General features: G+C 37.8%; 21 protein-coding genes. 10 read left to right on the forward strand and 11 right to left on the reverse strand.

Translation table 11 applies throughout. The features are described from left to right. Positions 1-148: 148 nt before the first annotated feature. The 5 genes from BVC88_RS10425 to rocD form a co-directional block, all read right to left on the reverse strand. Entirely contained in the window at positions 149-1,342 is a 1,194-nt protein-coding gene (locus BVC88_RS10425; RefSeq protein ID WP_075350613.1) for a porin, read from the reverse strand. A 106-nt stretch (positions 1,343-1,448) separates the two neighbouring features. After that, positions 1,449-2,747: an ammonium transporter gene (locus tag BVC88_RS10430; protein ID WP_075350614.1), complete on the reverse strand. Its 1,299-nt coding sequence runs from the start codon at positions 2,745-2,747 to the stop codon at positions 1,449-1,451. 514 nt (positions 2,748-3,261) lie between these two features. Continuing rightward, entirely contained in the window at positions 3,262-4,230 is a 969-nt protein-coding gene (gene hemB, locus BVC88_RS10435; RefSeq protein WP_075350615.1) for a porphobilinogen synthase, read from the reverse strand. A 1-nt stretch (position 4,231) separates the two neighbouring features. Continuing rightward, positions 4,232-4,885, reverse strand: a complete 654-nt coding sequence (locus BVC88_RS10440) for an HAD family hydrolase (RefSeq protein ID WP_075350616.1) — start codon at positions 4,883-4,885, stop codon at positions 4,232-4,234. Positions 4,886-4,994: 109 nt separating this feature from the next. Further along, the gene (gene rocD, locus BVC88_RS10445; protein ID WP_075350617.1) at positions 4,995-6,260 is read right to left on the reverse strand and encodes an ornithine--oxo-acid transaminase; all 1,266 of its coding nucleotides are present in this window, start codon (positions 6,258-6,260) and stop codon (positions 4,995-4,997) included. Positions 6,261-6,334: 74 nt separating this feature from the next. Here rocD and BVC88_RS21675 point away from each other — a divergent pair, with 74 nt between their 5' ends. The 9 genes from BVC88_RS21675 to BVC88_RS10485 all read left to right on the forward strand — a co-directional run bounded on the left by BVC88_RS21675 (position 6,335) and on the right by BVC88_RS10485 (position 10,359). After that, on the forward strand, positions 6,335-6,493 hold the full coding sequence (locus BVC88_RS21675; RefSeq protein WP_175574404.1) for a DUF5522 domain-containing protein: 159 nt from the start codon (positions 6,335-6,337) through the stop codon (positions 6,491-6,493). A gap of 102 nt (positions 6,494-6,595) precedes the next feature. Further along, the gene (gene rpmB, locus BVC88_RS10450; RefSeq protein WP_075350618.1) at positions 6,596-6,838 is read left to right on the forward strand and encodes a 50S ribosomal protein L28; all 243 of its coding nucleotides are present in this window, start codon (positions 6,596-6,598) and stop codon (positions 6,836-6,838) included. A 31-nt stretch (positions 6,839-6,869) separates the two neighbouring features. Beyond that, positions 6,870-7,052: a 50S ribosomal protein L33 gene (rpmG, locus tag BVC88_RS10455; protein WP_075350619.1), complete on the forward strand. Its 183-nt coding sequence runs from the start codon at positions 6,870-6,872 to the stop codon at positions 7,050-7,052. Between the two features lie 36 nt (positions 7,053-7,088). Beyond that, complete coding sequence (locus BVC88_RS10460) at positions 7,089-7,241, forward strand: DUF4295 domain-containing protein (protein ID WP_075350620.1); 153 nt, start codon at positions 7,089-7,091, stop codon at positions 7,239-7,241. A 90-nt stretch (positions 7,242-7,331) separates the two neighbouring features. Beyond that, positions 7,332-8,288 carry a signal recognition particle-docking protein FtsY gene (ftsY, locus tag BVC88_RS10465; protein WP_075350621.1) on the forward strand — a complete coding sequence of 319 codons (957 nt, stop codon included), beginning with the start codon at positions 7,332-7,334 and terminating at the stop codon, positions 8,286-8,288. 116 nt (positions 8,289-8,404) lie between these two features. Next, entirely contained in the window at positions 8,405-9,253 is an 849-nt protein-coding gene (locus BVC88_RS10470; protein ID WP_075350622.1) for an SPFH domain-containing protein, read from the forward strand. Position 9,254: 1 nt separating this feature from the next. Then, a complete protein-coding gene (locus BVC88_RS10475) occupies positions 9,255-9,743 on the forward strand; it encodes a hypothetical protein (protein ID WP_075350623.1) in 489 nt (162 codons plus the stop codon). A 1-nt stretch (position 9,744) separates the two neighbouring features. Beyond that, positions 9,745-9,936, forward strand: coding sequence for an Arc family DNA-binding protein (locus tag BVC88_RS10480; protein ID WP_075350624.1), 192 nt, complete (start codon positions 9,745-9,747; stop codon positions 9,934-9,936). 54 nt (positions 9,937-9,990) lie between these two features. After that, a complete protein-coding gene (locus BVC88_RS10485) occupies positions 9,991-10,359 on the forward strand; it encodes a hypothetical protein (protein WP_075350625.1) in 369 nt (122 codons plus the stop codon). Here the strand turns inward: BVC88_RS10485 and BVC88_RS10490 are convergent, their stop codons facing one another. Further along, complete coding sequence (locus BVC88_RS10490; RefSeq protein ID WP_075350626.1) at positions 10,360-11,856, reverse strand: TolC family protein; 1,497 nt, start codon at positions 11,854-11,856, stop codon at positions 10,360-10,362. It abuts the gene before it with no gap. A 174-nt stretch (positions 11,857-12,030) separates the two neighbouring features. Between BVC88_RS10490 and BVC88_RS10495 the strand changes: the two genes are divergently transcribed. After that, entirely contained in the window at positions 12,031-12,795 is a 765-nt protein-coding gene (locus tag BVC88_RS10495) for a class I SAM-dependent methyltransferase (protein ID WP_075350627.1), read from the forward strand. On the opposite strand, the gene BVC88_RS10500 is transcribed toward BVC88_RS10495, so the two are convergent. Genes BVC88_RS10500 through BVC88_RS10520 form a run of 5 tightly spaced genes read right to left on the reverse strand, consistent with a single transcriptional unit; the run spans position 12,792 to position 17,025 of the window. Next, positions 12,792-13,754 carry a glycosyltransferase gene (locus BVC88_RS10500; protein ID WP_075350628.1) on the reverse strand — a complete coding sequence of 321 codons (963 nt, stop codon included), beginning with the start codon at positions 13,752-13,754 and terminating at the stop codon, positions 12,792-12,794. The two genes, BVC88_RS10495 and BVC88_RS10500, sit on opposite strands and share 4 nt — an antisense overlap. Continuing rightward, on the reverse strand, positions 13,754-14,716 hold the full coding sequence (locus tag BVC88_RS10505; protein WP_075350629.1) for a glycosyltransferase family 2 protein: 963 nt from the start codon (positions 14,714-14,716) through the stop codon (positions 13,754-13,756). The genes BVC88_RS10500 and BVC88_RS10505 overlap by 1 nt, the downstream gene beginning before the upstream one ends. A gap of 3 nt (positions 14,717-14,719) precedes the next feature. Further along, positions 14,720-15,268, reverse strand: coding sequence for a DUF4199 domain-containing protein (locus BVC88_RS10510; protein WP_075350630.1), 549 nt, complete (start codon positions 15,266-15,268; stop codon positions 14,720-14,722). Positions 15,269-15,275: 7 nt separating this feature from the next. Continuing rightward, complete coding sequence (locus BVC88_RS10515) at positions 15,276-15,788, reverse strand: DUF4199 domain-containing protein (protein ID WP_075350631.1); 513 nt, start codon at positions 15,786-15,788, stop codon at positions 15,276-15,278. Next, entirely contained in the window at positions 15,781-17,025 is a 1,245-nt protein-coding gene (locus BVC88_RS10520; RefSeq protein WP_075350632.1) for a dihydroorotase, read from the reverse strand. The genes BVC88_RS10515 and BVC88_RS10520 overlap by 8 nt, the downstream gene beginning before the upstream one ends. Positions 17,026-17,388: the final 363 nt, after the last annotated feature.

The raw sequence follows: 17,388 nt of genomic DNA on the forward strand, positions 1-17,388 counted from the left end.
TCAGGAACAACCTCAAATAGGAATTAGTCTATCTAATTTTCAAAAAGAAATGTTTTTTTAAGCTCATTTACTATAAATACACTTGAAAATAAAAAAACCGAGTTGAAATTCAACTCGGCTTAATTCACAATAGACCCTGTATAATAATTTAGAATGAAAACACTGCTGCTATCAAGAAAGATGCTAGAGACTTGCTTGGATTTAAATCTTGATTCATAAAAAACTCCTCCCCCATTGAGTCTAATCTCAATTCAGGAATGAGAGTTAGGTTCTTACTGATTTTAGCATTTCCAGACAATGTCATCGCAAAAACATTTCCATCACCTTCGCCATTTACACCTACCACTCCTTCAAGTCCACCATTGAATACACTGAAATATTCACCACGAAGCCCGATTGCAAATTTATCGGAAGTAGTTGCTTGCAAATACCCTGCAAAACCATAAAACCCTGAACCATCACCGTCGGAATCCTGAATATCAGAACCTGAGAAGAACTCCCCTGAAGAAGTAGTGTTATATGTGGTGTTTACACCAAGAAACAATTTCTCAGATAGATTGAACCCTGTAGTTAAATCTATTTGAAAGGTATTTCCAGCTGAGGATTGATCTGTGATCAAACTTCCGTCATTCTCTAATCTACCATCTTGATCTCCATAAACAAAGTTTAAATAAGTGCTACCTGCATCAGTCGAATATCCAAGTTGAGCGCCCAAGGTATAGGTGCCACTCAAGTTGAATTCTGTCATGTCGGTGGGATTCATTACTGATGCCATCAATGACCATTTATCCGAAAGAGCAAAATCAGCTTTCAAACCTGTATGCGAAAATGGTCCATATGAAAACATGTAGGAAGTTGAATAATTAAAGTTACCCGTTGGAGAGATAACTTCGTATCCTAAAAAGGTATTGAAATTTCCAAATGTCAAAGTAACCGTTTCATTTACATTCCAATACACATACAATTGATTGATAATTTGAGAGCTTCCTGCCATACCTCCAGCATACAAAGGAGATCCAAAAACAGCATCTTCGCCTCTTGGACCGAAAACTAAATCTGCAACCGCTCCAACATTTTTCCCTTCATAAGTGGCGATAATATTTGCCATACCTAATGCAAAACCCGGAAGGTTTCCAAAAGAAGAAGCTGGGGCCATAAAATTCTCACCCTTATTTGGTGCATTAAAGTTTGTTCTAAAATAGGCATCAACTGACCCTGACAAGGTTAATGTAGAAGGTTCCTCCTCCTCTACTACCTCTACGATGAGCACTTCTTCTTGAGCAAAAAGAAGCGGAGAATATACCATTAAGAAAATAATTGAAAACAGAATAAATTTTTTCATGTTAATTTTGAATGTTAGTGAATGATAGAGTTGACTAGCAGGACCCCATCCGGATGAAAGAGAGTGGTATTTTTTTCGCCGGAGGGGTTCTTTAATTTAGGTTTGACTATTCGTCATAGACGATTGTATAGCCACGAATTCCATGTTCATGAGAATCAAGACCGCTCTTCTCGTGAGCCTCAGACACTCTGATACCTATAGTCTTCTTTAAAACAAAAAAGATAATGAAAGCACAGCTGAAGGCCATTGCCCCGCAAATCGCTACGCCGGTAAGTTGAGTGAGAAAAGTATGCTCGGGGTTGGTTGAGAAAATTCCTACTGCTAAAGTCCCCCAAACGCCGCAGGTCAGGTGAACCGAAACGGCACCCACCACATCATCAAGTTTCAACTTATCCAATAAAACGGCAGAATAGACTACTAAGACTCCTGCCACTAACCCTATAATCACTGCTGAAGCAGGAGTAATCACGTCTGCTCCCGCTGTGATACCTACAAGTCCTGCAAGCACTCCATTCAGCATCATTCCCAAATCGAGTCGCTTAAAAACCAAATTACCCGCCAGGAAGCCACCGATACCTCCAGCACTAGCCCCCAGAGAGGTCGTGACCAAAACAAAGGAAACAAGTGCAGGATCCGCAGATAAAACAGATCCACCATTAAATCCAAACCAGCCTAACCATAGCATAAAAACTCCAATCACAGCAAGTGGAACTGATGCACCAGGTTTGTCTACAGTTTTACCATTTACATATTTCCCGATTCTCGGACCAACTAGGATTACTCCTGCCAAAGCCCCCCATCCTCCTACAGAGTGAACCAATGTGCTCCCTGCAAAATCATAAAAGCCCATAGCATCTAAAGCACCACCGCCCCATTTCCAACTTCCAATCAAGGGATAAACTATTCCCACAAAGAATAAAGTAAAGATCAGGTAAGCAGATAATTTCACCCGCTCAGCTATTGCCCCGGAGACAATAGTCGCGGCTGTTGCAGCAAACATCCCTTGAAATAAAAAATCAGTCCAATAAGTAAATCCTCCATCAGCATATCCTATTGAAACATCAGCATCCGCTGGGGAAAACCAAAACATCTTCCAACCAGAAAGGTCAAAAGCAAACCATCCAGGAGTCTCAAATCCTGGATACATTAAGAAAAAACCGACTACCGCATAAGACAATATGCCTAAGATGGGTGTAATCGTGTTTTTAAAGAGAATATTCACCGTGTTTTTAGCTTGTCCAAATCCAGTCTCAACACCGGCAAAGCCCAGGTGCATAATAAAGACCAGCGCAGTGGAAAGCATCATCCAAACATTATTGGTGGTAAATAGTCCTTGGGCGATTTCTGCGGATAAATCTGCCGTTGCTCCTACATCTTGAGCAAATAGAGGTACAAAATACTTCATAGGTTTTTGATTAAATTTTGAACTTTTTCAGAATTTTTATAAGGTTTGAGAGCCGAAGCTATTTCCGAATGTAATTATATTATTGATAAAAAAACAAATATACTTTTACAGATAATACAAATTTTATAGCTTTTAAATATATTTTTTAAACCAATTTTTATCATTTTTTCAAAAAATCAATAAAAATCAATGTTTTTTTAAACCTTCTGTTTAACAAAACAATATTTTGAAAACCTATGTATTATTCTTCGGAATCGATTGAAAAAATTCAGATTCAAAACATAGCAATTGAATATTTTATAATTAAAAAATTTAATTCCGTTTATGCGTATTTTTCAGAATTTTAAACCAATAAGTCCGTTTTATAAAAAATATAAATTTTAAAAAAATGAGTTTTTATTTAAACTTAATTCATAGATTTTTATGAAAAATTTAAATAAGCAAGGCAAATCATCTGCCCTCAAAACAAAAAAGCCGACAAAATGCCGGCTTTTTGAGTTCATATTTAACTGATTCATTTACTAAGCAAAGCAAACTCTTTAGCAAAATAAGTAAGAATCACTTTGGCTCCTGCACGCCTAATACTCAACAGTGATTCATGCATAGCTCGGTCACCATCTAGCCATCCACGATTTGCGGCAGCCTTGATCATACTATACTCACCAGAGACATTATAGGCAGCTATTGGAAGTGGATAATTTTCGCTCAAAAGCTTTATAATATCTAAGTAAGCTAAAGCAGGTTTTACCATTAAGAAATCTGCACCTTCCTCCATATCAAGATCAGCTTCGATAAGAGCCTCTTTTGAATTCGCAGGATTCATTTGGTAAGTTTTCTTATCTCCAAATTTCGGAGCCGAATCTAACGCATCTCTAAATGGGCCATAAAAAGCACTTGCGTATTTGGCAGTGTATGACATTATGGAAGTTTCTGAATAACCATTTTCATCCAACAATCCACGAATGTATCCCACACGTCCATCCATCATATCAGAAGGTCCAAGGATATCAACACCAGCATCGGCTTGCGCCAATGACATTCTACCGAGAATCTCGAGCGTCTCATCATTGAGGATTTTACCATTTTTCACCAACCCATCATGTCCATCACTGCTATACGGATCCATAGCCACGTCAGACATTAGGCAGATTTCCGGAAAATTTTTCTTGATCTCCCTTAGCGCTTTTAAATAAAAGGTTTCAGGATTATAGCTTTCGGATGCAATGGAATCTTTTAGCGTTTCAGGATATGCCGGAAACACATCAAAGGCCATAATCCCAAGCTTCATACAGGCCTCAATTTCTCGAAGCATTAAATCGATGGAAAACCGATAGATACCTGGCATACTTGCAACCTCGATTTTATGATTTGAGCCAGCCACCAAAAACATCGGGAAAATCATATCATTTACAGAAAGGGATGTTTCTTCAATAAGGCTTCTAACTGCCTCGGATTTGCGATTTCTTCTTGGTCTTCTGAGCATGTTATAAAAAGAGTTGTTGAATCTGATCTAGATTCAGTTCGGAGTAATCTTTAATGTATAAATCACAAACAGGTAATTCTTCTTTAGTATGTGTGGATAGAACTCCAACTACTTTCATCCCAGCATTCAAACCAGCTGAGACTCCGGAGAAAGAGTCTTCAAATACTAAACAACGTTTAGGGTCTGCATTTAAGTTGAAAGCACTTTTAAGGTAAACTTCAGGGTCAGGCTTATGTTTGGACACATCCTCTTCCGATAAAAGAGAACCCATAATTGACCTCACTTCTAAAGTATCTAAAATCAAATCCATATTAGCCCTTGGAGCGGAGGTAGCAACACCAACAGGAAGGTTCTGGTAATTCAACTTTCTGAGGAAGTCTAAATAACCAGCAATAGGTTGAATTTTTGTTTTATAAATTTCTCTGAACAAGCTTTCCTTTTCGAACTCCAACTCAGCTAATTCTTTTCCCTCGATCTTACGTCCCAGAAAGTGGCTTAGAATGTAGCTATTATTTTTCCCATACATATGATGTTTATACTCCTCTTCAGTAGGGTTCAAATTTCTTTTTGCAAAAAACTGCTGAAATGCAATCGAATGATAGGGGTTGGTATGGCAAATAACGCCATCCATGTCAAAAATGACCGCTTGAAGCATGTTGTTTTTAGGTGTATTTAAAGGCAAAACTACGCAAAAGCCAAAAAAAATTCCCTGAAATTCAAAATTTCAGGGAATTCATTGAAGTTTAAGCTAAACTGATTAATGATTAAAAAGCTTTTATGGTCTTTTCAATAATATCACAGCACTCGTGAATCTGATCCTCTGTCATTACCAATGGAGGTGCAAAACGAATGATATTCCCATGAGTAGGCTTAGCGAGTAAGCCATTATCTTTTAGTGCCACGCAAATATCCCAAGCTGTACTACTATCTTCTGAATCATTAATAACTACTGCATTTAGAAGACCTTTTCCTCTCACAAGCTTCATAATAGGATATTTCTCTACCAACGCTTGCATCCTATCTCGAAAAATCTTTCCGAGTCTTCTTGCATTTTGAGCCAAATTTTCATCAGATACCACTTCAAGCGCAGCGATTGCAACTTTGGCCCCAAGAGGATTTCCCCCAAAAGTTGATCCGTGTTGACCAGGTTTGATCACTTCCATAATATGATTATCCGCTAGGACAGCCGATACTGGATAGAAGCCCCCAGAAATCGCTTTTCCTAAGATCAACATGTCTGGTTTGGTATAAGTAGCCTGTTGCTCACATGATTTTTCACAGGTGCAATTACCACATACGGCCAAAAGAGAACCTGTACGGGCGATACCAGTCTGGATTTCATCTGCGATCAATAATACGTTAGCTGCTTCGCAGGCCGCTTTTGCCTCCTTAATGTAATTATCAGCTGGCACATACACTCCTGCTTCTCCCTGAATAGGCTCAACCAAAAAGGCCACCACATTTTCTTTTTTTAATGCTGCCTTCAGCGCAGTGATATCATTATAAGGAATACGGATAAAGCCTTCAGTGAATGGGCCGAAATTTTTCCGTGCATTGGAATCATTCGAAAAAGAAATAATCGTGGTTGTTCTTCCATGGAAATTATTTTCAGCTACAATGATTTTAGCTTGATTTTCTTCGATGCCATTTTTTTCATAGCCCCATTTCCGAGCAATTTTTATAGCTGTCTCTACACCTTCCGCACCTGTATTCATCGGGAGAACTTTATCAAAACCAAAGTAATCCGTAATATATTTCTCAAAGGGCCCCAAGACATTATTATGAAATGCACGGGAAGTGAGTGTCAATGTACCAGCTTGCTCAATCAAAGCATTTAAAATGCTCGGATGGCAATGCCCTTGATTAACAGCAGAATAGGCTGACAAAAAATCAAAATACTTTTTCCCTTCCACATCCCAAAGAAAGACTCCCTCTCCTTTTGCCAAAACAACTGGAAGCGGATGATAGTTATGTGCTCCGTATTGATCCTCAAGTGCGATTGCTTGGTTACTGGAAGTAATAGTCTCCATATTATTGTATTTTTGGGTTTTAATTTAAAATTCAAAGAGTTGGACAAATATAGTAATTGCCCTTCGTCTGTCCCATGAAACCCGAAAAGAAGCAACAAACTCCTACTTCAATTACACCCTCCGATTATTATTTCAACGAAAGCGGATTGATGGTTTTCACAAAATCCTATCATCTGAAACGGGGATATTGCTGCGGAAGTGGGTGTAAACATTGCCCCTTCCCAAAAGGCTGATAGAAAAGGGAATATTTTTGAATCCCTTTGTTGGTAATTCGCGAAAAGTTCCGATATTTGCAGACTCATTACAGAAACGCATCATATTTACGATATATTACCATGGCAAAAGTTTGTGACATTACTGGAAAAAGACCTCGCGTAGGAAACAACGTGTCCCATGCAAACAACAAGACCAAGCGTAGATTTTACCCAAATCTTCATAAGAAGACTTTCTACGTACCTGAAGAGGACGCATGGATCACTTTGAAAGTTTGCTCAAAGGCACTGAAAACTATCAATAAAAACGGAATTACTGCAGTTTTGAAGAAAGCGCAGAATGACGGTATGATCGTAATCAGATAATCAAAGTCACGACCCTTAAATCAACACGAAGATGGCTAAGAAAGGCAACAGAGTACAAGTGATTATGGAATGCACGGAGCACAAGACTTCAGGTATGCCAGGTACTTCAAGATACATCACTACCAAAAACAGAAAAAACACTACTGAAAGATTAGAATTGAAGAAATTCAACCCAATCTTGAAGAAAATGACTGTTCATAAAGAAATTAAGTAATTCCCTCGGAAGCGATTCCAGTAAAAGACAAAAGATATGGCTAAGAAAGTAGTAGCAACCCTAAAAAAAGAAGGTGGTGTATCTTACGCCAAAGTGATAAGAGCCGTAAAGTCTGACAAGACTGGTGCTTATACCTTCAAAGAAGAAATGGTTCCTTCCACATTGGTGCAGGATACCTTGAAAAAATAAGTTGCCAAGTGCATCCTAAAGTATCTAAGTCCCTCTGCCCATAGGTCAGCAGGGACTTTTTGGTTATATTGAATTTTTAAAACGTATTATATGGGAATCTTTGGCTTTTTCTCTAAGGACAAAAAAGAAAGTCTCGACCAAGGGCTCCAAAAGTCCAACGAAAATATCTTCTCAAAACTCAGCAAAGCTGTAGTAGGTAAATCTACTGTGGATGAAGCTGTATTAGATGAACTCGAAGAAATCCTCATCACAGCAGATGTAGGAGTGGATACCACCATAAAGGTTATCAATCGAATAGAAGCTCGTGTAGCCAAAGATAAATATGTTAATACTTCCGAGTTGGATAAAATCCTCAAGGAAGAAATAGCAGCTCTTCTCGAAGAAAATAACACGCAAGATCTCATTGACTTTGATATCCCTGAAGATAAAAAGCCTTATGTAATCATGGTTGTTGGGGTAAATGGAGTAGGAAAAACTACTACAATTGGGAAATTGGCGAATACTTTTAAAACTGCAGGGAAATCTGTCATTTTAGGAGCCGCTGATACATTCAGGGCCGCGGCGGTAGATCAATTGATTCTCTGGGGAGAGCGTGTAGGCGTACCAGTAGTTTCCCATGGAATGAATACTGATCCGGCTTCTGTAGCATTCGATGCAGTAAAACAAGCAGTGGATCAAAAAGCTGACGTAGTCATTATCGACACTGCCGGTAGACTTCATACCAAAGTAAACTTGATGAATGAACTGGGTAAAATCAAGCGGGTAATGCAAAAATTTATTCCAGACGCACCACATGAGATCATGCTGGTTCTCGATGGCTCAACTGGACAAAATGCATTCATTCAAGCTAAGGAATTTACAAAGGTCACTGAAATCACATCATTAGCAATTACAAAACTGGATGGTACAGCCAAAGGTGGAGTGGTAATTGGTATTTCGGATCAATTCAAAATCCCAGTTAAATACATTGGAGTAGGGGAAAAAATGACTGATCTACAGATTTTTAATAGAAAAGAATTTGTGGATTCACTCTTCAAAAAGAAATAAAAAAACATAATGCTATTTAAAGTCCTGATGTATCAGGACTTTTTTTTTGAAATTACTTGAACGTATAGATTTTTTTTACGTAATTCAATATGATATCATTTTAACATCATATTGACATGGAAAAAATAATCAAACCTTTCTCTGGATATTTAATTATCCTATTCCTGGTAGCACTTATTCCCGTTGCAGTATTTAGCTTCATCGGTGCGCAACCTATTATTGGAGTGGCAGCTAGTTTGCTTTTCTCAATTTGCCTAACAGGTTTTTTTATTGTAGAACCTAATAAAGCAATGGTTCTTTTACTATTTGGGGATTACAAAGGAACCGTAAAGGCGAGTGGTTTCTTTTGGGTGAATCCATTTATGACCAAGAAGAAAATTTCACTACGGGTTCGAAACTTTGAAAATAAACCTGTTAAAGTGAATGACAAAATCGGAAATCCAGTAATGATCGGTACAATCGTAGTTTGGCAAGTCGACGATACATTCAAAGCAACTTTTGATGTCGATGATTATGAGAATTTTGTTCATTTACAATCAGATGCTGCTATTCGAAAAATGGCTGGATTGTATCCATATGATGACTTTGAGGCCGAAAAAGAAGAAGTTACACTTCGATCAGGCGTAGAGGAAGTAAACCATTCGCTTGAGCGAGAAATAAGTGACCGATTGAATCATGCAGGAATCAAAGTCATTGAGGCTCGGATTTCGCATTTGGCTTACGCATCTGAAATTGCTTCTGCAATGCTTCAACGTCAGCAGGCAACTGCCATAGTAGCCGCTCGACAGAAAATCGTCGAAGGGGCAGTAGGAATGGTAGAAATGGCACTTGCTGATTTGAAAATGAAAGACATTATAGAATTTGATAATGAGAAAAAAGCAGTAATGGTATCTAATTTAATGGTTGTACTCTGCTCAGATAGAAGTGCCAGCCCTGTACTAAACGTAGGAACATTACACCAGTAATATGGCAAATCAAGTTTATAAAGAAACGCAAACCTATAGAGGAACTTGGGTTATGTATTTCATTTTGATGGTCGAACTGCCCACCTTGATCTTACTACTTGTTTTTTTTATTCAGGCTGAAGATAAAACTGAAATGGGGATTGCATTGTCGGTTGTAGGAGTAACAATGAGTTTAATCCTTCTTTTCATTTTTAATTTAAAACTCGAGACACGAATCGACCAAATAGGAGTTTCATTTAAATTTTTCCCATTTGTAAGATCATGGAGAAAATACCCAAGAGAAAAAATCCAATCTATTTCAGTCATCTCCTATAGTCCAATAACTGACTATGGCGGATGGGGATTGAAAGGGAACAGCACTACTAAAGCTTATAGTATTTTAGGTGATAAAGGGTTATTACTAGACATAGGAGAAAAAAAGAAAATCATGATAGGAACCATGAAAGCTAAAGAGCTGGAAGAATATCTATCAACCTGGAAGGAGGAATAAAATGGCATCTAAAAAAGCCTTTGCGCTACGACTAGATGAAAAGATGATGAAGGCAGTTGAAAAATGGGCTGCAGATGAATTTAGAAGCACCAATGGGCAATTGGAATGGATCATACGTGAAGCGTTATTAAAATCTGGTAGACTACCCAAAGCGCCTTCAGTAGAAAACTCAGAGGATAAAAACCAGAATTAACTTTTGTTTTCCAATGGTATTTGATGAAATTCAATAAACTTAAAACGAAAAGTCATGAAAAAAATCATCTTCAGCATACTCTTCTTAGCAGGAATATTTTTCCTGACTCCTTCTACCACTTATGCCCAAGAGGTCATTAGTGAGGCAACCACAGTAGATAAAAAGATTCTCAAAGAACAAGCTAAAATCGAAAAAACCAGAGTCAAGCTTCAAAAGGATCAAGAGAAAATTGAAAAATTGAAAGAGAAATACGCTAAGGATCTAGCCAAATTCCAAAGTAAAAACTCTAAAGGTGATCTTAGTCCAAATGATGTAGCGAAATTAACTAAGGCACTGGAAAAGAAAACGAAAGACATAGACAAACTTTCCAAAGAAATTGAAAAGCTCGAAAAATACCTAAAGGAAAAAGGTAAAATAGGCTAACTAGTTTTCAAGCTCTGGAGTATAAAGCAAAATCTGATTTTCAAAATCATAAAGCGTAAGTGCTCTAAGCTCATAATATGCCATCCAGTAATCTTTTAATGAATTGAAAAAGGCTCTTTTATTAGAGTCTTTTTCATTTTGGGCAATATTCAAATCAGTTATGGTTACGCTTCCTGTCTGATATCTCTTAAGCGCAATATCGTATCTACGCTGAGCCACATCAGAAGAAAGATTAGTAACATTTAATCGCTCTCTCATCATGATGAAGTTTTTAACCTTTGTGAAAATCTCCTGCTCGAAATTGATAATATCCTGCTCCACCGTATACTCCACTAAGCGCTGATTTGCCTGTGCTTGCGACATTCTCGCTTTATTTCTTCCCCAATCCAAGATTGGAACTGATATGCCCAAATTCACCAATGCTTGCGTATTCGGATTATTATACAAATCGCCAAAATTGAATGCAGCATTATTATAGCCATAACTTGCATTCAGATTTGCTCCTATCCGCTGACCTTTAGCTTCTGCTACCAATGCTTCCGCTTCTAGCTTTCTTCTGTCAAAACCTAAAGCCTCTGCCCGGTTAGCAAATGCCAACTCTATAGCTTGATTAACGTCTACTTCAAAATCAGGTAATTCTGTGGGAGATATTAAGGTGATTTTTGAGGTTTGATTCAAGCCAATAAATGAATTCACTGCAAATGATGAACCTTCCAAATCTAACTTGGCCTGAGCAAGATCTTGCTTGGCCTGAAGAGCTTGAAGTTCAACTTGTAGAAGGCGATCCTCAGTAGTCGTTCCGATTTCATATCTTCTTTTTTCAATACCAAAGATTTCTTCAGTATTCTTCAAATTCACAGTTGCGATTTCAAGATTGACTTGGGCAATCAAATAATCAAAAAAGAGTTGAGTAGTGAAATAGGACACCTCTTCAATCTCTTGCACATATGCTCGCTTACTTTCCTCAAAAACTAAGGGTTGGATTTTCTTATCCCACTTAAATGGGTTGTAAGCAAAAATTGGCTGCTGAAGTCGCACATTAACAGGAACTCCAGAATACCTAGTTTGAGGATTACTTCCCGTTGCCAGAAAATTATCAAAACGATTAGTAGAAGAATTAACCGATAAGATCCCTCCAGTGGGAGCAATTACCTGCTGAAGACCAAGTTCAAGATCCATAAAATTCTGCTGAACCTCCAAGAATTCGATAGAACCATCCGGCTGGGTAACACTATTGAAGGATTGAGAATAACTCGGAATAGTACCGGTTAGCCGCAGTTGAGGATTATAATTTGACTTAAACAATCGGTACTGCCAATAGCTATTTTCTTTTCTGGTTTGGGCCCGAAGCGAAGAAGGAGAAAGTTCTTTAGCGCGTTGCACCATTTCTTGAAGTGTAAAAGTAGTAGCCTCCTGGGCGTGTGACACATTCCAGAATAGGCAAATAAGAAATAAACTGGATAGGTGGGCAAAAAAAGTTGGTTTAATAGATCTCATAAAATAGCTTAATTGATAGTTCTATATTTGGATCAACTAAAATACCGATTGGAAATTCTTAAACAATAGAATAGTTTGTTACATTTTCCTAAAATTTGTAAAATTTCAAAATCCACTAATTCTTTTCAACCCTACGGTGTCTTTGGTTAACTTGCGTTGGATTTAAATCACCCTATGAAGTCTATTATCAGTTTTGTCATCCGGTACGTGCCGAGACCATTGCTACAGCGAGTTAGCCCTTTGGTGATGAAAGTTTTTGCACAGTTAAATAAAGGCACTCAGGTTCAATGCCCAGTCTGTGGAAGTCAATACAGCAAGTTCCTTCCTTATGGCCGAATAGCTAGGCCAAATGCCCTTTGCCCAAATTGCTTGGCCCTTGAACGACATAGACTGATGTGGCTATTTTTAAAAGAGAGAACAGATTTTTTTACTGCAAAGTTGAAAGTTCTTCACGTAGCTCCGGAGCATTGCTTTATAGATCGATTTGAGTCCCTTCCAAATTTAGAATACATTACAGCCGACATAGAATCCCCATTAGCTAAAGTGAAAATGGATGTTCATGAAATACCTTTCCCTGAAAATACATTTGATATTGTGTTCTGCAACCATGTACTGGAGCATGTAGAAGATGATATCAAAGCTTGTTCAGAGTTCAATAGAGTTCTGAAGGAATCAGGCTGGGGAATTCTTCAATCCCCCGTTTATAATCTAGAAAAAACACTGGAAGACAAATCTATCACAGACCCTGCAGAACGAGAGCGGCTCTTTGGTCAACGTGATCACGTCAGGAAATTTGGAAAAGACTATGCAGAACGACTCCGAAGATCCGGATTGAAAATCGAAGAAAATGAATTTGTAAAGGAATTAGGTCAAGAAAAAGTTAAGCAATTTGCACTAGCACCAGATGAAATCCTATTTATCTGCAAAAAGGGAATTTAGCCCTTTACCGATTTTTTAAGATATTCATATACTAACCCAAATCCATAGCAAACGAGTTGAGTCAATGATGTAATAATACTCAACAATGCAACAGAAACTGAGCGATATTGGATCAAGGAATTCAAAAAAATCATCCCAATCCAAAATCCAATTAAGACTAATTGGAGGGTGAAAAGCGACGGGAAAAATATCGAGAGGGGAATCATCGAAACAAGGAACAAGCTGAAAGCAGTAGGCAGCAAATGAACAAGTTTGATTGCTTCGGGATGGAATCGAGATACATTTACTCGATTTTGACCAAAAGAAAAAGCTTGCTTTGCAAAAGAAAACAAGGTGTTTTTTCGCTTATGATAAACAAATGCCTCCTCAATCAATTCCAATTTGAATCCTGCTTTTTTTATCCGAATACTCCATTCAATGTCCTCTCCCCTATTTGGATCAGCAAAACCTTCAGTTTTTAAAAAAACTGTCTTGGAAACCCCCATATTGAATCCCCTCGCTTGATACTTGGAAGGGTCTTTAAGTTTTCCACGAATCCCTCCTGTAGTCCAGAAGGAGGTCATTGCAAAATCCATAGCTTTTTGCATTGTCGAAAAATCGGAAGCGGCTGCATCAGGACCACCAAAAGCATCTAGTTTTCGCTCTTGGATTTGACTAGCTAACACTTCCAAATACTTTTTTGGTAAAATCACATCCGAATCCAAAATGACAAAGAAGTCACCGCTAGCCTTACTCATTCCATTATTTCGCGCAAAACCTTGCCCTTGGTTAGATTGGACTAGATAGGTTATTGAAATTTCATTTCTGAATTTTCCGATAACAGATTCTGAAGTAATACTCGAACCATCTTCGACGACTATCACTTCAAACTTTTGATAGGATTGGACAGATAGACTTCTTAGTAGTTCGGCCAGCTCGTCGGGTCGATTAAAGACCGGAATGATCACCGAAAAAAACATCAAAAATCAAAATTAACCTCTTCGCCAATTTTGTATTCAGCTTCTTTGGATTGATTGGAAGTCATTAGCTCTGCGATGAAACCCGTAACGAATAATTGAACACCAATAATCAATGCCACCAAAGCAAGAAAAAAGAGTGGCTGATCCACAATCTCACGTACTTTCAATCCTTTACTAAGACCATAAATTTTTTGAAAAATCAACCAGCAGGTAATCAAAAATCCAGTCATAAAAGATAAAGAACCAAGAAGTCCGAAAAAGTGCATCGGTTTCTTTTTGTACCTATGGACAAATGATACTGAAATTAAATCCAAGAAACCATTCAAAAAACGCTCAATCCCAAACTTGGAGTACCCATACTTACGTGATTGGTGCTTAACTACCTTTTCTCCTATTTTTCCAAATCCATTCCATTTTGCCAATAAGGGAATGTAGCGATGCATTTCCCCATAGATCTGGATATTCTTCACCACCTTCAAACGGTAGGCTTTTAATCCACAGTTAAAATCGTGTAGTTTAATGCCTGAAATCCATCGAGTCACCCCATTAAAAAATCTAGAAGGGATTGTTTTGGATATTGGATCATGCCTTTCTTTTTTCCAGCCTGAAACAACATCAAACCCACCTTCTTTAATCATTTGATAGAGTCCTGGTATCTCATCCGGGCTATCTTGAAGATCTGCATCCATAGTAATCACTACTTCCCCTGAGGCCTTATTAAAACCCGCATCTAACGCAGCAGATTTACCATAATTTCGAGTGAAATTGATGCCTTTGATCTCATTTGTTTTTTCCGCCAGAGATTGGATTTGCTCCCAAGAATTATCGGAGCTTCCATCATTCACCAAAATAACTTCATAAGAAAAGCCGTGGTCATGCATGACCCGGCTGATCCAATTTGCTAATTCTGGTAAAGACTCCTCTTCGTTGAAAACAGGAATTACGACGGAAATCTGAAGCATGATTTAAAATTCGAGTGACTTATCCTTTTTCTTCAAGATAGCCCCCAAAATTAATGCAATAATTGCGTAAAATATGATTCCAATTCCAAAACCTTTCAATTGACCTACTAGAGTGAAATTGCTCATAGTATCCTGTTTCATTTGTTCTAATTGATCTGGAGGCAAAGAATCAGCAGAGGCTCCAAACTTTTCCATCATTTCAATCGTGGTTTGGAAAGATTTATCGGCTAAAACTCCTGGCAACTCCGGATCAACTACTTGAAAAAGTAAAATTTGACCAATTAGACCAATTAAGCCTGAAATAATTATAGCTATAAAACTAAAATTGAATGCGGTCCCAAAACTCATATAACCACCAAGTTCGGTACGATATTCCCTACCAAAATAAATGATCAATCCGAAGAAAATGACAAGTGCAACCAATGCAAACCAGCCTGATGCCAAGAGTGTGGAGTCAATGAAATAGGCAATAAAGGTTACTGCCAATGAAACCAAACCCATGGTAACTCCGGGTTTAATTGCTGCTTGAAAAGGAGATTGATGCTCTTCCATAATTTTTTTAGTTAGGGTTTTTTCTTAAAATAATTGAAATAATAATAGTAAAAAACAATCCTGGGATGATTTTCCATAGCCCATCATTGATTGACACATCCAATTTCGACATTTCTTTTATGCTTACAAGAGTAGCGTCAAAGGAATTTTCGCCGACCTGAGAAATAATTGTTTCTTTTCCTTTCTCTAAAACATCGAATTTTGAAAGTTTTATTTGCTCAAATAGACTCGGTGAAATCGTCAGAATAATCCAAATCCCAATAGCTGAAACTAATCCAATCAAAACATATGTCACAAATCCTACAGACATACCTTCTGCGAAAGATAGGTATCCACCATTGGAGTATTCTTTAAAAAATTTGATGGCAAGAAAAATTGCAATCGGTGTTATAACATAGCCAAAAAGCAAAGTTAAATTCGTAGGGTCTACATAAAAAAATGAAAGTATAAAAAAAGCAAATAAGCTAAGTATACCGCCCAAGCTCCCGAATTGATAGGCTGTTTTAAAATACTTAGACATTCACTTCGATTAATTGACCTTTTTGAATCACATATTTCACTTTCCCCGTAAGTTCTTTGCCAAACCAAGGGTTATTTGAAGAAAGCGATTTATTAGTTTTTTCATTGTAAGTCCAAGTAGACTTAGGATCAAATATGGTCCAAGAATCGGTCAATTCTTGAGGAAGTATTGATTTGGGCCCTTTCGTAATTTTATCAATTAACAATCCCCAACCCAATTCAGCTTCTAAGCGAACCAATGCTGGTAGAAAGGTTTGGAGTCCAGCCATTCCAAAATGCGCCAGATCAAATTCCATAAACTTGGAATCGAAATCTTCAGGCTGATGATTAGATACAATAGCGTCTATTGTACCATCCTTTAATCCATCAATTAATGCCTTCCGGTCAAGATCTCCCCTGAAAGGCGGTAAAACCTTAAGATTAGGATCAAAATCCATTAAATCATGATCAGAAAAAATCAATTGATAAATTGAAATGTCTGAAGTAACTCTTAAGCCTTCAGCTTTTGCTTTCCGAATAAGATCTACAGTTTTAGCAGAACTGACAGTTTGAAAATGAACACGCCCACCAGTATATTTTAAAATCTCAATATTCCTTTGAATTGCCACGTCTTCAGCCAGATTTGGAATTCCCTTCACCCCTAGCATTGTGGAATTTTCACCTTCATGCATTTGTCCGAAAATAGCAAGTAATGGATCGTAAGAATGATCAAACAAAATTCCGTCAAATTTTTGCAGGTATTGATTCACTTTCATAAACCGATCGCCATTCGACAAGGGTTTAACACCCTCACCAAAGATCTTAACACCAGACTGGAAATTCATATCCAAAATCTCAGTAAAATCTTCTCCAGCAGTATCTTTTGTGACAGCACCCTGTATTACAAATTCAGGAGTAAACCGCTTCGCACGATTCAAAATATATTCTACATCACCTTTTGACTGAATCGTTGGGTGAGTATTTGGCTGTATCACGCCTGCACAAAAACCACTAGATACTAATGAATCAGCAAGGCTTTCTATGGATTCTTTATACTCATGACCAGGTTCGCCCATACTACATCTAAGATCAATCCAACCATCTGACAAGAGCCAGCCATCTGCATTAATTTCTTCATTAAATACCGATGAATTGCTGTTGGTAACAAGTGTAAATTCTCCTTTTTCAAAAACGTAATCATTTGGTTGTGACAAACCATTAGAATTAACAAGACGGAGACCTCTAAATAGAATGGACATTCAAATTTGGCTTTGATGCAAAACTGCAATAATATTCTAAAAATGAAAAATGGTTAATCAAATTATATGAAAACACTTTTAAGAAAAGAACCTAAAGTTTACACTTACTTAATGTTGATGGGTTTCTACAAGTGTAACAATGAAATATTTAAAAACCTTTAACACAAAAAAAGCCAGCTGTCTAGCTCGCTTATGAATAAATAAGTGGCTCCCGATCTCCTAACGTGTGCTGCCCGGATGTCAATAGACTCTTGAAAAATCTTAAACGCAAAAAAGCCTTTCAGTTTCCTGAAAGGCTTTTGAATAAATGAGGCGGCGACCTACTCTCCCGGGAGTAACCCCAGTACCATCGGCGCTGCAGGG

It is taken from the genome of Algoriphagus marinus, from assembly GCF_001936475.1.
Classification (GTDB): domain Bacteria; phylum Bacteroidota; class Bacteroidia; order Cytophagales; family Cyclobacteriaceae; genus Algoriphagus; species Algoriphagus marinus.